The 793-nt window shown below is 63.9% G+C and carries 1 pseudogene; it reads right to left on the bottom strand.

Annotated elements, in window-relative coordinates:
• Positions 1 to 288 (bottom strand): annotated as a pseudogene (locus ACYVDG_RS32695) (HNH endonuclease signature motif containing protein); the annotation flags it as partial.
• Between the last annotated feature and the right edge of the window lie 505 nt (positions 289 to 793).

Here is a 793-nt window from a genome sequence, read left to right as displayed (position 1 = left end):
CGGGGCCATACCCACCGAGTGGATCAGCCAGTTCTGCACCGACCGCTGCCCGCCCGCCTCCAACAACGTCCCGGCCGCTTCCAGCTGGGCCAGGCGCAGCAGCATCGAAAGCTGGGCCCGGTCGAAGTCCTCGAACACCTGCGAGATCACGTCCAGGACCTCACCGGCCGCACCCGCCGGGGGCACTTCGGCCATTTCGGTGGTGATCTTTTCCCGGGCAGTGCGCATGGCGTCCACAGCGGGCGTAGTGACCGCCGTGTTCCCGCACTGCCTGAAAGAAGAAGTCATACCCTAAGGATATCAAGAAAGACCCAGAAAGGACCTATCTCGGCGGTGATAAAACACTTACCCGGCCACCACGACCCGCCTTTCCATCCCCCGGAAAGAAGCCATACAGGAAAGGGGCCCTACCTCCCCTGCCCGCATTCTTGGGCAAAGCGGACAAATGCGCACCACAATGGGAATGATCTTGCTCCTGTCTCCACACTCGACGGCCGAGGGTGGAGACAGGGGCAAGATCATCGGGGTTTTCGCTGGGCGCATTGACCGGCCGCGACACCCGGACCGTCAATGCTCCGGTGGAGTGGCAGGCATCGGCCGCCAGGCCGAGGGGTTCGGTTTTTCGGGCGTAGCCCGGAATGGCTCGGGCCTCGACCACCCGTCCCTGCCGAGTAGCCGGGGGGAATCTCACCCCCCGGCCCTCACAGATCCGTACGTGACAGTCTCCCGTCATACGGCTCTTATCACCCTGATCACCAGGAACGCGGAGCGTGCACCGTCCACTCCCACTGCG

The organism is Nocardiopsis oceani (assembly GCF_054777395.1).
This window is presented reverse-complemented; position numbering and strand designations above follow the sequence as displayed.